The sequence below is a fragment of the Streptomyces bullii genome (assembly GCF_042657145.1).
GTDB lineage: Bacteria > Actinomycetota > Actinomycetes > Streptomycetales > Streptomycetaceae > Streptomyces > Streptomyces bullii.
In genome coordinates this window covers 30506-45087 of record NZ_JBHSNY010000022.1, presented here as the reverse complement: position 1 = coordinate 45087, position 14582 = coordinate 30506, and the positions used below count along the sequence as shown (strand labels likewise).

Below are 14582 nucleotides of genomic sequence, written 5' to 3'. Positions count from 1 at the left end.
ACCGCTTGCTCGCCCTCGTCACGGCCCGGCCGTGCCCGTAACACCATCGTCCAGCACCCGCCCCCGAGCACCCGCAACCACCCCGCTACCAACAGCTATACCCACCGAAAGCGGAATCGAGCACTAGTAGTGCTTGGTCAGGTCGGCTGTGCTGAACACTGACCTGGCTTCGTCGCCACCTTCAGCCGTGGCGACGGTAGGCCAGTGAGCGGGCTACCAGACAATCCGCTCGGGGGCAGAGCTTTGAACGCTCCATCCAGCGGACGCTGGAATCCGGCCCGGGGCCCCGCGACCAAGGCCGACAGCATCTACGCCGTGCATTACCTTGGCCGTCACCCTCTCTACCGCCCGTTTTCCGGTTTCGTGGCCGGCCAGAGCTGATGGACAGGCAGCGCGTGCCGGTCCACGAACTTGACCATGCGGCATGAAAGGTCAGTCGAGCCAGTGCACCATGCGCGCCTTGTCGTGCACGGCCAGGGCTCGTGCCTCAAGGCCGAGTGCGTAGTGCTTCGCCGCCTCGCTGCCGCGGTCCAGCAGCAGGGAGGACAGAGCCAGGAGCCGGGCGCTTCCCAGGCAGGCCACATCGAGGGCCAGGGCCAGCATCTCGGGGGAGATGTCATGAGCCCTCAGCGTGCCGTCGACATAGCGAGCCATGTGCATCAGGCCGGTAGGGGTGCTGTGGGTGACCTGGCTCAGCAGCGAGTACGCCACCGGAAGCCAGCCAGGCTCCGGGAAGGGCGCGCCCATGGCCAGGAGCAGATCGTCGATCGGCGGCAAGGGCTGGCGCCCCTTGGAAATGTCCTGCGGACCCTCGATCACGTTGTCAGGCAGCTGCAGCAGCCGCATGGCGGCAGCGAGGGACACACCGTTGCTGGCGAACAGATCGACGGTCTTCTTCCTCCGGGCCCGGAACTCGTCGAAGTAGCGGGTGGAACGCTGAACATAGGCATCGTCGTCCGCCTGCTCCTGTGCCAGCCAGGTGAAGCGGGCCGCCTCTTCCAAGAGCATGCGTGCCGCGAACACGGTGGTGACGGCGGCGTGTTGGTCGTAGGTGGCCATGACCGTGGCGAACGTGGAATGGGCACCGGCATAGGCGAGCACACCGGCCAGCTTGGGGTTGCCGTGAGCCCAGGGGCTGATGTACCAGCTGTTGAGGAAGGCGTCGTATTCCTTCACCGCGGCGATGACCGGGCCGGCGTCGGCGATGTCCGGGAGCAGACTGCCAGGCGGCACGATAACCTCCGGGCGAAGCTGCGGCTGTCGCCCCCGGGTGCGGACCTTGGTCGACGCTGTCGGCGCGGGCTTGGGATCTCCCAGACCGTGTACCGCGCTTGCCGCGGAGACGACCTCCTGGGTCAGCCGCATCGTCGTGGTCAGGTATTCGGCCTGGTCGACTTCCTCAGGCCAGCACTCAGGCACCGCCGCACACACACCCAGCAGCGTCACGGTGACACCGACAGCCGCAACATGCATGAACAGCGCCTCATGATCGGCACGCAGGTCATGGCCCGGGACACCGTCGGCAGCCACGCTACTTTGCAGACCCAGCAAGTTGCCATGACCGGCGTGCCCCAGAATGGTCACCGCCCCACGCAGGCCGGATAGGGCCAGCATGCCGCGTGCAGCAGCCAGAAAATCTTCGGGGCGGCCGCCCGATACCGCCGATGGAGCCGCAGCTGGGGAGGAGGCCAGGAACAAATCCAACAGTTCCTGCTCATCCGGCAGGGACGGCGCCGAAAGCCATGACAGCGAGCCTCCCGTGAGGTCGGTAACGTCACTCAACGGCACGAACCACCGGGCAAGATTCGGACAGCTGGCCTCGTGCTCCTCCAAGTAGCCAAAGATTCGATTGCGTTCCTCCAGCATGGTGCCAAGCAATGCTGACCGTCGCTCGGCCGGCGCCTGCCCGATCCACTGCCAGCGTAGGCCGTCGTCGAACAGGCTTCGGGCCAGAGCACCCACCACCGTTCCTCCCATGCCCGAACCGAGGAGGGAATCCGCGCACGCGTACCGCCACCGGGCAAAGGGCAACGCCGATTCGGCGAGGAACTGATCGCCGGGCCCATCGAAGTGGAACACCGTCGGCAGCGCATCCAAGTGTTCCCGCAGAGTCCGAGTGGTAGCCCGCAGGTGAATGGTTGCCGCATCCGGCTCTCGGCCGTCTGGACGTTGGTCGTGCCCGTCCTCAATCAACTGCTCGCTCATCCGCCGCCTCCCCGACTCGACTTGTGCGTCTATTGTGAAGGCGAGCGGCATCTCCCCGCACTGCTCCAGCAGCAGGATCAGGACTCGGCCGCGTCCCTCACGCCGGAAAGAGGACTTGGAGGGAGGCCAACCACTACCACCGACAAACCACGAACCGACGCATGCCTTCACGGCCTACGACGGAGTACTAGCGGTCCGGGCCCGTCCACCAGTCCGGATAGGTCTCGGTCGGTTCGGTGCTCCAGTCGTCCTGGTCGAGGGCTCGCTGCCACTTGCTCATGATCATTGTTCCGTCGCTGAACCGGTTGGGGCCGGAAGCGGGAAGATGAGTATCGAGAATGCCGATGACGTCTTGATAGAGGTTGTCCAGACGACCTTGCCGGACCCGCCGGACCAGCGGAGCCAGGACCCCGACGTTGACGTTGAAGGGGCCGAAGGATGCGAGTGCATACCCGTCGAGGACCGGTTCCTCTTTGCCGGCATCCAGCGCGGCCAGGAAGGGCTCCTAGTAGGCCAGGATGAATCGGTCTGGGTCTGCCGGAAGGTCGACGGCCTCCGGCTCTTCCTCTACCGGATCCACCGCGTGCAGCTTGAGGTGGTCCGGGACGCCTTTGTACTGCGGAAAATGGGCAGCGCACCCGAATGCCAGGGCGGGGCGGGTCCCGCCGACAGACCTGACCGTCCGCTTCTGCGCCCGCATCGTGTCCTTGAGTTCATCATCGATGTTCCCGGAGCGGCCCTTGGCTTCGGCGACGACCCAACCGCCTGACTGTCTCTCGCCGAAGAGGTCGGCACGTCGTCCGGTTCCGGGAGCGAAGCGGATGCCGTAGCGGGCGGCGTACCGGTCCACATGCATCAGGAAGCGGACAGAGACCACTTGTCGGCTGAACACACCGGTCATGGCCTGTCCCAGGGCATAAGAAAGTGCCACCTTCTCCGACCGGTCCAGCGAGCGCGCGAGGTCCGACCGAGCAAGGCGGCCTGTGGGGGCACGGCGAACATAGGCCGGGATCAGCGCGACGCGGTGAAGCCACTCGTAGACGGAGGTCCAGCCGTAGGCCGCCTGGTCCTGCGGTGCCCTGCCGGTGACGAACAAGGCGTGCGCCAGAGCATCGGCGGTGAAGACCATCCGTCCGGTCTGGTAGAAAGTGTCCGGAAAGTCTTCCGCTGTATACCAGACTTCGAATTCGTCATGCTTCACCACTGCCCGATGCTCCCCGGTCTCCTTACGCAGTAGGCAGGTTAGCGTTGTGGATGGACAGGCTGGTATGACCTTGGACAGGGCAGTCGGGCCGCTCGGGATGCAGGGGCTGCGCCTCTTCACCCCCTCCTCGCTTTGATCAACGCGTCGAGAACTGGGAGGGTACGCGGCTACGGCAGCCAGGTCAGAAGCATTCACCTGGAGCGTTCCGCTCGATCATCTCCTGGCCTCTGCGCGCGAAGTCCTCCTCTGGGACATTTCGGCACATGGGAGCGAGGAGGCTTTGAGGAAGCTGGGGTCTGGTCCTGTTGAGCGGCAGACTCAAGCGTTCCTTCAAACCGTTCAGGGCGCGATCGCGGCGCCTTCCGGAGCGTGGCGCTAGATGCCGGCCGAAGTGGCACTTTGTCGGGGATTTCTACGAAGAGCCGGCGTGGGCCTGTCCCCACCGCCGTCCGACGGGCGACGGGCGAACCTTGCCACGGTCATGGATGAGCGCAAGGAGTCCGCAGCGCATCAGCGGACTGCCTGTTGCTCCACCTGAGTGCTCGGTGTGCCGCGACACGGCCCCGCGGCACACCGGCAACTTGGTCAGTCCAGCAGGTCGAACAGCGACTGTTGGCCGGCCGGTGCGGAGCGCGGCCGGGGTACCTGGCGTTCCGGGTCTTCGGCCGGCAGCGGCTTGCCCCGCGCGCCTTCGTTCAGAGCGTGACAGCACGCATCCCGCAGGGCCGGCAGCTCATGCCGTGCGCCGAGCAGGCCTAAAAACTCCTCGACGCTCCAGTCGATGAGCGCACCCTGGCGGGAGAGGTAGAGCGCAACGGTGGAGATGGAATGCGTGTCGCTGTAGTCGAGCAGCAGGTATCCGGCCAGCTGGTAGATCTCTGCGTGGCTGATGCGTTCCGGGCGGATGGTGGCCTTGCAGTCGATGAGTGCGCCATCGAGGATGAAGTCGGCGTCTGCTCCGCCGACCTGCAGGCTGCCGTCGAAGACTGGACCGCAGATTCGGGCACTGGCAGGCAGGAGCCGCATGTCCTCGAAGGGGCCGGGTGTGCGGCGAGTTGCATCTGCTGGCGGATGTCGTCGACGACGTAGTCCGGCACAGCATCGACCAGGTCTTCCAGGGTCGCGTTGGCGGTGCAGAGGCCGAGAGTGTTCCCGCGCAGCCAGCCGCAGTGGCGGAAGATTGCCTCGAAGCTGGAGGCGACGTGGCATAGCCGGATGAGCCTCTCCTCCTGTGCTGGCGCAAGACTCAAGGGCTGTCCTGCGTCGCTCTCGTAGCCGGCCAGCTCTTCGAGCATGGTGTCGCCTGCCTTCTGTACGGCACGGATCACCTCCCGGCTGGGCCAGCCGTTGTCGTCGATGACGGCCCGGACGACGCCTTCCTTGATGGGGGAGCCAGTCGGCGCTCCCAGGGAGATGCGCAGGCGGTGATCGATGGTGTGGCCGAGCATCCGGTACTCGGGCTTGAGCCCGGCTCCTACCTGCGGGTGTAGTGGGGCGGCGAAACGGGCCAAGCGCTTGCGGTGGTCGGTCAGGACTGCCCTGGTGTCAGGAAGTTGTTCTGCCAGAAAGCGCGAGATGGGGGAGCGGGGGTCTTTGAGGTGGGAGGTGAGGCTCATGCGGGCATCTTGGAGGACGGCTATGACAACGCCTCCTCGCCGAAACCTTCCTGCGATCTCCGCCAGAAAACTCATCAAGCCATGCCAGGCTTCCATAGTTCGCACGCCTGCTTCCCTGACCAGCAGGAACTAGAAAGCTGGACGCTGGGCGGCATCTAAAGCAAAAGGATCAAGCCAATTCTTCCTCTCCCGCCGCGAGTTACTGGGGGACATCGGCAATTCATTGTCAGACCCGAACGCTAGTGTTCCCGTTGTCCTGCATCGGCTCTCACCCCATTTCTGAGGTGCACATGCCTAAACCGGGGAGTGCTGCGATTAGTACTCAAGAGTAGGCAAGGGTGGGGGGTGTGGCCTGTTGGTTCTTCGTGGCCGAAAGCGGCTCCTGCGGGATAAGCGGCGGCCTGCGTGTTTGTTCCCTCGGCATCGACGGAACGGTTTTGTGATGGCTGAACATCTACGCTACTTCCCGGGCCGCGCCAGCTAACCAGATCACCAAACGACGCCTCGGCGTCGCTCGGTTCGACACCTGGCAAGCCGACGACCGGAGGCGGGCGAAGCGCCCGAAATGTACCGCCATCCCGGTATCGACCTGAACTAGTTCCGTCGGACACCCGCTCTCCTAGGGTGCCGTGCAACGGAGCCCACCCGGCTCAGGCCACCCAACTCACCCGTACAGCAGCGACGTTGGAGGGCCGACCGCGCGCAGAGCACAGCGATGTGGTGCTTCTCCAAACGAGATGGTGCCCCGTCACAGCCCGCAGCGCATCACCCCGTGATCACGTGAGCCCTCGGAGAAGACTCTAATGGGATTCGGACGGTTAGGCGCCCAGGGCGTACCCGGGGCCGTAGCCCTCAGCACCACACTTGATGAGATCGCGCAGGTCACCGACCCCTACATGACGCCGTCAGAACGGCTCAGACGTAACCTGCTCTACCTCACCCGCTCCCGCACCGGTTAACCTACATGCAGGACTGCGGCATCCGCATGGACCGGCGGATGATCACTGCCTGGCTCGCCGAGGAACGCTGCCCACGGCCCGAGCAGCAGCAGCGCCTGGAGAACGCCTTCCGTCTGCTGCGCCGCCGCAACATGGCACCCAGCATGACCCGCCGGCTCAACGCCGGGGGTGGGACCCGGGTGGAGATCTACCCCGTCGACCAGAGCGAAGTCGACGACAAGCACCGGCGCACCGCCCGCTGGCGTCACAAGAACATCTACCGCTGGGACCCCATCGTCACGGCCTGGTCGCGCAGCGACCTGCACGCGCTGACGTATCGGTGGCGCGACGTGATCACCGACTTCGATTCCGACTGACGCATGTATGAGCACGTCACCCACCTCGGCTTCTGGGCCTGACCCCGTCGCCCACCACGGCACGGGACCCCGAACCGTTGATCGACCTGCACCGAAGGAACGCCTCCATGGAGTGCCCGGACCTCGAGGTCCTCACCGACGATGACCTGGCCCGACGGCAGCGAGCACGCCGCGAACTCATGTGCCCGGCCGTACGTGCCCTGCTGGAGTTGTCGCAGCGCGGGGAGCTGACCACCGCCCACGTCGAACTGTCCGCCCACACTCTCGGCGTCCACGTCCGGACCGTGTGGCGCAACCTGGCCCGCGCCCGGCTCGGTGAACCCCTGCGACGCGGCCGGGGCCGCTTCGAGATCACCGACGACATCCGCACGCTGCTCGCCTACCACCGAGGCAACGTCAAGCCGTCCACAGAGAACTCGTCCAGGACGCCGAGAAGGCCGGCGCCACCCCGGTGAGCCTGTCCACACTGCACCGCGCCGTCAAACGCGACCTGACACCCGGTGACCGGGCCGGCTTCAAGAGTGGCATCCCTGCCTCCCGCGGCCACGACCCGCACCTGCGCCGCCCGCCCACCGCCCGCAACGAGGAATGGGAAGGCGACCACAAGCAGGCCCCCGTCTGGGTCTGGGCCGACGGACGGCTGGTCAAACCATGGGTGACCTGGTTCTGCGACTGCCACACCGGCATGATCATGGGCTGGGCCGTCACCCCGCACTTCCCGCACCGCGGGTCCATCCTGGCCGCCCTCAGATCCTGCATCCTCCATGGCGAGGGCTACGGCCCGGCAGGCGGCCTGCCCACCCGGATCCGCATCGACCGCGGCAAGGACTTTCTCTCCTGCGCCGTCCAGAACGCACTCGGCGCCTTCGCCGTCCAGGTCGACGTCCTGCCCCCATACACCCCCCACCTCAAAGGCAGCATCGAAAACCTCAACCGCGCTGCCACCAGCATGTTCTTCTCCACCCTGCCCCGCTACACCCACGCCCAGAAACTCGATTCGCGCCGCCGCTCGGGGGAGAAGGACCCAGCCCTGACCTTCGAAGGCTTCGTCGAGCTCCTCGCGCAGTGGGTTAAGACCCGCAACGCCGAACACCCGATGGCTGGCTACGGCGACCTCACCCCGTTGCAGTGGTGGAACAGCGACCCCAGCCCGCTGCGCGAGGTCAGCGCCGAAGACCTGCACGCCTTCCTCCTGGAAGGCGACCGCTCCACCCGCGTCATCAACGGCCATGGCATCCGCTTCAAGGGACGCGACTACATGGCCGGCTGGATGACCGGCCGCTCCGGCACCCGCGTCCACGTCCGCTTCCAGCCCCACCACCTCGACCAGATCGAAATCTTCGATGCCGACAACCGCCGGCACCTGGGCACCGCCTACCTGGCCGACCAGGCCAGCGACGAGCAGATCGAGCAGGTCTATCAGGCCCGCACCGAGCGTGTCCGCCGCGTGCGCCGCGACCTGCGCCGCGCCGAGACGCTGCGCCGCCGGCGCTTCAAAGCCCACACCAGCGCCGGACCGGCCCAGGCGGACACTGCGATGACCCGCAAAGAGGCCGCCGAGGAACTGCGCACCTGGCGTTCCAGCCGGGCCGACGACGACCTGCCCACCGACTACATGCCCCGCCGGATCACCCCACCCGGCCGCTGGGCCGTCCCCGGCCCATCCGCCCCCTCCGAGGAAGACACGTGACCACCGCGCTCACCGCCCCGACCCGCCACGCGGCCGCTCCACCCGCATCATCCGCGGCCAGGAGGTGCGCTGGCGAGGCCGCCCCTACACGGCCGCCTGGATGACCGGCTACGCCCAGCGCACCGTCCGCATCCACCCTCGCGACCCGGACAGCGTCGACGTCTACGACGCTGCCACCGGCCAGCCCTTGGGCACCGCCCACGCCCGGCCGCCCCACCTTGCACCCGACCACACCCACACCGCCCGGACGAGCTCGAAGGACACCGACGTGACCGACACCGACACCACCCAGACGACGCCCCGCCCCGACCAGGACGAGGTCGTCGGCGAACCCGACTTCTACCTCAACCTCGCCGACGCCCGCATCGTCGCCACCGAAGCCCTCCTCGAGGCCAGCGAGAACATCGCCGACACCATCGAAGCCCGGGCCATGTCCTGCATCTACGGTGACGCCGGCCTCGGCAAAACCTTCTCCGTCCTGGCCGCCCTGAAAGAAATCTCCGCCGAACGCGTCCTGCTCCTGCAGTTCCGCTCCCGCCCCACCCCCCGCGACATCCGCCAGGAACTGTTCACCGAACTGCGCCTCGAAGGCGAACCGCCGTCCCACCCCAGCGAGTTCGACCGGCTGCTGAAGCGGACCCTGGCCCGCAAGCCCTACGTCCTGGTCTGCGACGAAGCCCAGCAGTTCAGCCGCGAATGCTTCGAGTTCGTCCGCCACCTGTGGGACACCGGCAAGGGCAAGAACCGTCCCGCCGTCCTCTTTGTCGGCGGCGAAGAAGCCTACAAAACCCTCTACAGCGAACCCGCCCTCGCGTCCCGCATCTACATCTGGCAGGAATTCGCCCCCATGGAAGCCGACGAAGTCCAGCGCAACATCCCCCTGTTCCATCCCGTCTGGGCCAGCGCCTCACCCGAACTCATCGACTACGTCTACGAAGAAGGCGCCGGCGGCACCTTCCGCGTCTGGTCCAAGATCACCTACCACGTCCTGGAAGGCATGAAGCGCCGCGGCCTGGAACAGGTCGACGAATCCATCGCTCGCTGGGCTATCCGCCGCGCCCTGCCCCACCGACGCCGCTCCCGCCGCCCCCAGCAGGACGCCGGATGACCCCCACCGAGCACGCGCCCCACTACCTCAGCCTGCCCGACGCCCGCACCGTCACTACCCAGGCCGTGCGGGCCGCAGGTCACGCCCTCGACAACGCACTGCGCGAGCAGACCATGATGTGCCTGACCGCGGACCCCGGCGTCGGCAAGACCTTCACCCTGCACACCCTGTGCCAGCAGCGCCCCACCCTGTCCGCACTACGGCTGCTCCCGCGCCCCCAAGCACGCCCCGACGACCTGCGCCACAGCCTGCACCATGCCCTCGACCTGCCCGGCGACCCACCCCAGGACGCCGGCATCTGCGACGACTACCTACGCCACGCACTGGCACAGCCGCCCCGACTCCTCGCCGTCGACGAAGCCCACCAGCTCTCCGCCTCCTGCATCGAATACCTGCGCTATCTCCACGACGACCCCGTCCCACAGGTCACCATCCTGCTGCTCGCCAGCAGGCCCCGTCTCAAAGCCCTGCGCTCACAGCCCGCCCTGCTCAGCAGGGTCACTACCTGGCACCACATGGAACCCCTCGCCGCGGACGAAGTCTTCACCGTGCTGCCCCGCTTCCACCCGCTGTGGCAGAACACCCACCACAACACCCTCGCCCGCCTGGACGACATGTGGGCCCACGGCAACCTCCGCCGCTGGGCCGCCCTGACCCACCAGCTCCAGGCGCACCTGCGCCGCCGCCCCGACCAGTCGCCCGACCCGACCGCCCTCCTGCGCCGCCTGCACCCGACTCTGGCCCCCTCCGCATGACCTCAACGCCCACGTCCGCCGCAACGGCCGCCACCGTCACCAGGTGGACCCCCAGTTGGTCGCCGGACCACACCGACTCCAGCCTGCCGCCCATCACCTTGATCAACGACCCCCACGACCTGCCCGACTACACCATCACCGCACTCGCCTCCCACCACCCCGCGACCGGACGCGTCGCCGTCCACCCCACACCCCTGGCCACCGCACCCGCCTACCTCGCCCACGACCTCATCAGAGCCCTGGGCAAACACCTTCCACCCCCGCACCGTGAAGCGCCCTGGTGGACCCTCAACGCCGAATCCTCCTGGCGCGTGACGCTCGCATGGACCCAGGCCCTCCACATCGACCACTACGTCATCTGCCGTGCCCACCGCATCACCGAACGCCACCTCGAGTACCTCATGGCCCTGCGCGAACGCACCCGCACCCGCTTGACCCTTGTCATCAGTGGCCCACCACCGGCCGCACTGGCCATCATCCTCAGCGCCGTCCGCCACCATGAGATCGACTCCCTCAAAGCCGCCCGCCAGCACCTCAACACCGGCGCGCAGTCCCGCTCACACGCCTCCAACTACCCTGGCTTGCACCACGCCGCCCCCTTCCCCGCCCCAGACGACGAACCCTGGTACGCGCTGCCCCCACGCTCCCGGCGACCCGGCAGAAGACCCGCCACCACCACCCCCACCTCCCGCGGCACCGTCAACCTGCTGCCCGGCCGCGCCACGGTGCCGCCCCCCGTCGCGCTACCGGCGCTCACCGACCTTGCTGCCCCCAGCCCTCACCACGAGGCCGTGGCTCAGCGCATCCACACCCGCATCGCCCACCCCGTCCACGCTGCAGCCGTCGCCGCCCGCGCACTGACCGGCTACGGCATTGACCAGCTGGCCCACCTCACACGCCCCACACCGCAACGCCCACAGGCCGACCTTCCCGCCGATCTCCCCAGATGGGCCGAACTCCTTCTCGAAGCCGCCCACGTCCACACCGAGCTCGAGAACTACACCCGCCCAGGACTGCCCGCCCATCTCACGGACGCCAACAAGCCCTTCCGGCTCACGTGCGGGGAAGAAAAGGAGATCGCCCACGCCACGGAGACCTGCCGCCTCCTCGCCGCAAACCCCGCCCCCGAACGTCCCAGCACACGCAGAAGGAACCCATGACGAGCAGCTACCGAGCCATCGAGGTGCTCCTGGCCGAGCAAACCCCGCTGCCCCCACCCCGAACGCAGCTGGCTGCGCAACAGCCTCGGCCTCACACCGACCCGACTCGCCCGGGCCATCGGCGTTGACACCACCGCACTTCACGCATGGGAAGAAGGTCTCACCGAACCAGAAGCTCCCCTGCGCGCCGCCTCCGCCTACTTCCTCGCCCGGGCCCACACCCTCGGCACCTACTACGCCCAAGCCATCGCAGAGCCCCACCCCACCGCACCTGCTGAAGCAACCGACACCGCGCAAGAAACCCTGCCCCTCCTGAGCCCGTGCCACCCCCCCTGCAGCCCGGGTGAACCCCAACGCCGGCAAGAGCCTGCAGCCCAGCCCTTCCTGAACCCGCGCAGTCCCGCGCCCCGCTGAAACGAGCCCCCGGCCAGGAGGCACCACGGACCTTTCGCGTACTCACTGGAGAAAACGGGGCGTTGTCAGTGCCGGCCGCTAGAGTTCCCGCTTGTCCGGCGCGGACTGCTTTGTGAAGATCAGGAGCTGCCCATGAAGCGTGAGCGGGCGACCGCAACCCTCCACGAGATGCTCGACCGTCTTGAGCAGAACATCTGGCCACTGGACCTCATCACCGAAGTACACCTCTTCGGCTCCTACATCCGCGGCGCCCTGGAAGTCGGCGACATCGACGTCGTGATCCAGCACACCACCGACGAGCGCTGGACCCAGCACTCTCTCAGCGCGCTCTTCAGCGGCCGCGACGGCTACGCACCGATGCGACAGGCTCTGCGCGGCAACCGCCGCGGCGTCAGCTTCCAGTTCCAGGAACGCCAAGCCCTGGAGAAGGAAGGGATCGAACTGCTCCTGCTATGGCAGCAGGGCGAGTCGATCACTATCGCCCGGCAGCGGCTGGCCGCGATCACCCCCGATGCGGCCGCCGGCCGTGCGCCGCGCGATCATGTCCTGCCGACCTACGAGGCGATCGCCGATCAGCTCCCGCGTCCGGTCCGTATCGACCTGCACCGCTGGAGCACCGAAGGCACGGCCACCGTCGCCGCGTTTGCTCTGAGCGACGCCCAGCCGCGCTCTGCCGCAGCGCTGGAGCACATGGACGACCGGTGGACCTCGAACAGCCCTCTGCGCCGCGCAGCCGCCGCAGCGCTGGCTCACCTGGAGAACACCGGCCTCGAACTGGGCCGCGCCGAGGTGCACGGCCAGTACATGACGCCGGGCGCGAGCGATCACATGATCGACTGCTTCGTCGACCTGGGCTGGCGCTACTGGAGCAAGGCGCAGTGCTATCTGGACGACGGTCAGGCGTGGTTCGAGGTCCTGCCCGCAACTGCCCGGCAGCCTCTTCACGCCCTGCACATCACACCCGCTCCTCGCGCCTGAAAACTCGGCATCCCGAGCGCTGACGGGCCCGGTGAGTTCAGGGATGCCGCTGCGTGCCGGTCCCGCTGAACAGATCATCGATCGAGAACGCGAAGGAACCGGCGCTTGCGGCTGAGCTTCGGTGTCCCTGCGCCTCAGTGGCCAGCCGGGTGATGAGCGCCTCCCAGCATGACGGGCAGCCACACCTGCCGCCGTCACGGTGCTCGGCGCCACTGCGGCCCACCGCTGCCTGAACCTGGCCAGCCAAAGCCTCGAACGCAGCCTTCCACCGGTCAGCCGACGCCTGGTGGGCCACAGCCTGGCCGGCAGCCGAGCGCGCCGCTTCCTCGGCTCGGCGCCTAGCCTGGATCATCGGCCAGTCCGGCCCGCCGCCATATCCGTACGACATGCTTGTTCCTCTCGTGTCGAACCGCTGTCTCCAACCGCACACCGGCACGAAAGGACACGAGGGTGGCGTCAGTTCAGGTCGCGTGTCTGCCAGCCCGGCGGGAGCTTGGGCAGGCCGATCAGGGCGTCGATGCCGAGATGCTCCAGCAGCAGGGCTTTGAGATGCCGGCCGTCGATGAGTTCGACGCGGTTACGGGGAGCAAAGTCCCAGCTCGCCTTGCCGAACCACGCGGTGGTGACCACGATGCCCTTCGAAGCGTTCTTGTCGTTCACGATGCCCGCGACCGACCGCACCGTCTCGGCGGAGACCACGTTCTTCGAGCGTTTGGCCTGGATGATGCACAGCCCGCCGATGAGGGGTTCCTCGTTGACCGCGACAGCGTCGATGCCGTCGTCCCTGGACGCCTGGGTCACCCACGACTTGAGCCCGATCTTCTCGAACAGGCGCCGGATGAGATGCTCGAAATCGATCGGGTCCATCGTGACGAGGTCGGGCCGGCTGTCGAGGCTGGCGACGACGTCCCGCTCCGGGGCGATCTTGTACCGGGTCAGGTCGAACGTGACAACGGGCGGAACCGGTTCAAGGTCGTAAGGGTGCTGGGAGACGATCGCGTTGAGATGGTGCAGGCTCTGCACCGGGGCGAGTTCCGGCTCGTCCAGCACGAGTTCACCGAATGTCTCCCGGCTGACCCGCACACTGATCAGACACGGCTCGATCGACTTGCCGGTGGCACGGTCCTTGGCGTGCACCTTCCCGTTGAACGCAACTCCGTCCACGAGCGACGGCGGCGTCACAGCGAAGGCCTCGTCGATCGCCCGCAGCGCGAGTCTGGCCACCAGATCCCTGTACAACGCCTTGCACTCACTCTCCTTGCGTGGCTGCGGGACCACAGCCGGGGGAGCAGAGGCTTTGAACCGATACTGCGTGACCGAGGGAACCACCGCCTGGACAGGGAACTCGATCTCCAAAATCAGCTCCCGGGACTCAGGAGCGAACGCCGCCCGCCGAGCGCCACCAAGGCCTTCCGGATACCTGATGGAGCCCAGCGCCCTCTCCACTGCGACCGCGAACCCTTCGAAGTCTCCTTCACCGAGCGCCTGCTCCACCTCCAGGCGCAGCCCGGGCAGCCCACCGGGGCGGTCAATCAGGACAGCAGTCAGCTCCTCGAGCCGTTCTTCGACCTGGGCCGTCCGCCCTGCAGCCTCCCGGCGTAAATTCTCAAGGCTCTCCTTCTTCGCACGCCGCTCCGCCGCAGCCTTCTCGCGGGCCTCCGCGCGACGCTTCTGCTCGAGTTCCTTCGCCCGCGCAGCCTGACGCTTCTCAAGATCCCGCACGATCTGCTCGGCCTTACGCGACTCGGCAGTCCGCTGTGCCTGCTTCTCCTTCTGTGCGCGCATCCACGCCTGCGCCTGCTCGCGTTCTCGACGTGCTTCCTGCTTTGCCCGCTCGGCGGCCTCGCGCTCCGCGGCCCGCGCCTGACGCGCCTGCTCCGCCTCAGCCCGCCTGGCCGCTGCGGCCTTGGCCTTCTGGCTGTCCCGGTACGCCTGCAACAACTGCGCCGCCAACGACTTTCTACGCGCCATTCGCCGCCCCCCGACCACAGGTGAAAGGAAAAGAGCTGCCCCGTTCGCGGGCAGGGCAATCTCCAGCGTCCGCCCATGGCCTGACTCGCTCGGAGGATGACGGCTTTTCACACGCACCGCTTGGACCGCCCGCGGCAGCGTGGAGGGGGTGTTCCAGGCGTCGTCG

Annotated in this window: 13 protein-coding genes; 8 read left to right on the top strand and 5 right to left on the bottom strand. The window is 67.3% G+C overall.

The features are described from left to right. Window positions 1-432: 432 nt before the first annotated feature. The 3 genes from ACFPZJ_RS38195 to ACFPZJ_RS38185 form a co-directional block, all read right to left on the bottom strand. A complete protein-coding gene (locus ACFPZJ_RS38195) occupies window positions 433-2205 on the bottom strand; it encodes a hypothetical protein (protein WP_381031473.1) in 1773 nt (590 codons plus the stop codon). A 505-nt stretch (window positions 2206-2710) separates the two neighbouring features. Next, window positions 2711-3409, bottom strand: coding sequence for a hypothetical protein (locus ACFPZJ_RS38190; RefSeq protein WP_381031471.1), 699 nt, complete (start codon window positions 3407-3409; stop codon window positions 2711-2713). A gap of 585 nt (window positions 3410-3994) precedes the next feature. Further along, window positions 3995-4435, bottom strand: a complete 441-nt coding sequence (locus ACFPZJ_RS38185) for a hypothetical protein (protein WP_381031469.1) — start codon at window positions 4433-4435, stop codon at window positions 3995-3997. Between the two features lie 1587 nt (window positions 4436-6022). On the opposite strand from ACFPZJ_RS38185, the gene ACFPZJ_RS38180 reads away from it, so the two are divergent. From ACFPZJ_RS38180 to ACFPZJ_RS38145, 8 genes are all read left to right on the top strand, one after another. Beyond that, the gene (locus tag ACFPZJ_RS38180; RefSeq protein ID WP_381031467.1) at window positions 6023-6340 is read left to right on the top strand and encodes a hypothetical protein; all 318 of its coding nucleotides are present in this window, start codon (window positions 6023-6025) and stop codon (window positions 6338-6340) included. A gap of 107 nt (window positions 6341-6447) precedes the next feature. Next, complete coding sequence (locus tag ACFPZJ_RS38175) at window positions 6448-6795, top strand: hypothetical protein (protein WP_381031465.1); 348 nt, start codon at window positions 6448-6450, stop codon at window positions 6793-6795. Beyond that, complete coding sequence (locus tag ACFPZJ_RS38170; RefSeq protein WP_381031463.1) at window positions 6792-8030, top strand: Mu transposase C-terminal domain-containing protein; 1239 nt, start codon at window positions 6792-6794, stop codon at window positions 8028-8030. The genes ACFPZJ_RS38175 and ACFPZJ_RS38170 overlap by 4 nt, the downstream gene beginning before the upstream one ends. 46 nt (window positions 8031-8076) lie before the next feature. After that, complete coding sequence (locus ACFPZJ_RS38165; protein ID WP_381031479.1) at window positions 8077-9138, top strand: AAA family ATPase; 1062 nt, start codon at window positions 8077-8079, stop codon at window positions 9136-9138. After that, on the top strand, window positions 9135-9893 hold the full coding sequence (locus ACFPZJ_RS38160) for an AAA family ATPase (protein ID WP_381031462.1): 759 nt from the start codon (window positions 9135-9137) through the stop codon (window positions 9891-9893). The genes ACFPZJ_RS38165 and ACFPZJ_RS38160 overlap by 4 nt, the downstream gene beginning before the upstream one ends. Then, window positions 9890-11053, top strand: coding sequence for a hypothetical protein (locus ACFPZJ_RS38155; RefSeq protein WP_381031461.1), 1164 nt, complete (start codon window positions 9890-9892; stop codon window positions 11051-11053). Before ACFPZJ_RS38160 ends, ACFPZJ_RS38155 begins: the two co-directional genes overlap by 4 nt. Window positions 11054-11125: 72 nt before the next feature. Beyond that, window positions 11126-11467 (top strand): helix-turn-helix domain-containing protein, encoded by a 342-nt coding sequence (locus tag ACFPZJ_RS38150; RefSeq protein WP_381031477.1) that lies wholly within the window; start codon window positions 11126-11128, stop codon window positions 11465-11467. A 132-nt stretch (window positions 11468-11599) separates the two neighbouring features. Then, window positions 11600-12445, top strand: coding sequence for a hypothetical protein (locus ACFPZJ_RS38145; protein WP_381031459.1), 846 nt, complete (start codon window positions 11600-11602; stop codon window positions 12443-12445). A gap of 37 nt (window positions 12446-12482) precedes the next feature. Here the strand turns inward: ACFPZJ_RS38145 and ACFPZJ_RS38140 are convergent, their stop codons facing one another. After that, complete coding sequence (locus ACFPZJ_RS38140; protein WP_381031457.1) at window positions 12483-12833, bottom strand: hypothetical protein; 351 nt, start codon at window positions 12831-12833, stop codon at window positions 12483-12485. Between the two features lie 68 nt (window positions 12834-12901). After that, complete coding sequence (locus tag ACFPZJ_RS38135; protein ID WP_381031455.1) at window positions 12902-14416, bottom strand: restriction endonuclease; 1515 nt, start codon at window positions 14414-14416, stop codon at window positions 12902-12904. Between the last annotated feature and the right edge of the window lie 166 nt (window positions 14417-14582).

What these genes read in the sequence shown, in the direction of transcription:
- ACFPZJ_RS38135 (WP_381031455.1), bottom strand. Translation starts at nt 14,416, where the DNA reads ATGGCGCGTAGAAAGTCGTTGGCGGCGCAGTTGTTGCAGGCGTACCGG.
- ACFPZJ_RS38160 (WP_381031462.1), top strand. Translation starts at nt 9,135, where the DNA reads ATGACCCCCACCGAGCACGCGCCCCACTACCTCAGCCTGCCCGACGCC.
- ACFPZJ_RS38195 (WP_381031473.1), bottom strand. Translation starts at nt 2,205, where the DNA reads ATGAGCGAGCAGTTGATTGAGGACGGGCACGACCAACGTCCAGACGGC.
- ACFPZJ_RS38180 (WP_381031467.1), top strand. Translation starts at nt 6,023, where the DNA reads ATGATCACTGCCTGGCTCGCCGAGGAACGCTGCCCACGGCCCGAGCAG.
- ACFPZJ_RS38140 (WP_381031457.1), bottom strand. Translation starts at nt 12,833, where the DNA reads ATGTCGTACGGATATGGCGGCGGGCCGGACTGGCCGATGATCCAGGCT.
- ACFPZJ_RS38155 (WP_381031461.1), top strand. Translation starts at nt 9,890, where the DNA reads ATGACCTCAACGCCCACGTCCGCCGCAACGGCCGCCACCGTCACCAGG.
- ACFPZJ_RS38175 (WP_381031465.1), top strand. Translation starts at nt 6,448, where the DNA reads ATGGAGTGCCCGGACCTCGAGGTCCTCACCGACGATGACCTGGCCCGA.
- ACFPZJ_RS38145 (WP_381031459.1), top strand. Translation starts at nt 11,600, where the DNA reads ATGAAGCGTGAGCGGGCGACCGCAACCCTCCACGAGATGCTCGACCGT.
- ACFPZJ_RS38185 (WP_381031469.1), bottom strand. Translation starts at nt 4,435, where the DNA reads ATGCGGCTCCTGCCTGCCAGTGCCCGAATCTGCGGTCCAGTCTTCGAC.